This is a genomic window from Paratractidigestivibacter sp. (assembly GCF_052362415.1).
GTDB lineage: Bacteria > Actinomycetota > Coriobacteriia > Coriobacteriales > Atopobiaceae > Paratractidigestivibacter.
This window is the reverse complement of record NZ_DAWEMK010000159.1, coordinates 1556-2826: the sequence shown is the minus strand read 5'-3', so window position 1 is coordinate 2826 and position 1271 is coordinate 1556. Positions and strand designations below refer to the sequence as shown.

Below are 1271 nucleotides of genomic sequence, written 5' to 3'. Positions count from 1 at the left end.
GGCTCGAAGAAGGGCGGCGAGATGCAGTTCTGGACCAAGGACGAGTACCTGAGGTTCAGCGAGGCCGTCATGGACAAGCCGCTCTCGTTCCACGCCTTCGAGCTGCTCTACTGGACGGGCATCCGCTGCGGCGAGCTTCTGGCGCTCACTCCGTCCGACTTCATGCTGGAGAGCTCGCGGCTGCGCATCAACAAGTCGTACCAAAGCCTCCACGGCGTAGACACCGTGACCGATCCCAAGACGCCCAAGTCGGTGCGCACGATCGTCATGCCCGCCTTCCTGCGCGACGAGATGGCGGACTTCATCGAGCTGCGCGACGACGTCGCCCCCGACGAGCGCCTGTTCGCCGTGACCAAGCACTTCCTGGCCCACGAGATGGAGCGCGGGTGCAAAGCGTCGGGCGTGAAGCGCATCCGCATACACGACATACGCCACAGCCACGTGAGCCTGCTGATCGAGATGGGCTTCTCCGCGCTGGCCATCGCCGAGCGCATGGGCCACGAGGCGGTGGACATCACCTACCGATACGCGCACCTGTTCCCCACGAAGCAGGACGAGATGGCCGCCGCCCTTGACGGGGCGAGGGGATAAGAAGGATGCCGTGCGAGAACAGCGCCCGCAAGCGCAGTAAGACGATGGCGTTCCGCTGCACGCCCGAGGAGCATAAGCTCATATGCGAGATGGCCGCCTGGAGCGGCATGAACAGGCAGGACTACATCATCGCCAAGCTCACCGATACCCAGGTCGAGGTGAGACCCTCTGTGAGCGTGCAGAAGGCGCTGAAGGACTCGATGGCGGAGTTGGCCAAGGAAGTACGGCTGGCGGCCTCCTACAGCGAGCTGAGCGAGTCTCTGCAGCAGAGAGTCGAGCACGTGATGAGGTTCTTCCTGGCGCTCGGCGAGCCTATTGACTCGCGAGTGGACGACGCGTCTCAGGAAGAATCGTTCCCGGCGATGGCGACTGAGGTCGAAACTAACGACAACGCCGACAATGCAAGTATCTTTGGAATGGGTCGCGGCTAACGCTCATCTAAGCGCCGACCAGGAACTGCGATTCTTTAGGGTGTTGCCCGCAAAGCAAATAGTTAATCTTCCGCGAAAGGAAGCTAAACGGTCCGTTCCTCGACATAGAGGATCTCGTTTTGCGCCTCCAGGATTCGCGCGGCGTCGCCGATGCGCTCGGCGCACCTCTCGCTTATCGACCTCAGGGCCAGGACCCCCTCGACGTCGAGCAGGTCCAGCTGGTCGGCGTGCGCCAGGGACTCGAGCAGC

At 62.5% G+C, this 1271-nt stretch carries 2 protein-coding genes; both read left to right on the top strand.

All coding sequences use genetic code 11. The features are described from left to right. Positions 1-591 (top strand): site-specific integrase (locus tag ACT84W_RS10310; protein ID WP_444329143.1); only part of this gene is annotated, 591 nt, incomplete at its 5' end. Positions 592-596: 5 nt separating this feature from the next. Beyond that, on the top strand, positions 597-1022 hold the full coding sequence (locus ACT84W_RS10305; RefSeq protein WP_073293290.1) for a plasmid mobilization protein: 426 nt from the start codon (positions 597-599) through the stop codon (positions 1020-1022). Positions 1023-1271: the final 249 nt, after the last annotated feature.

Coding starts and splice junctions, on each gene's coding strand:
- ACT84W_RS10305 (WP_073293290.1), top strand. CDS start 597: ATGCCGTGCGAGAACAGCGCCCGCAAGCGCAGTAAGACGATGGCGTTC.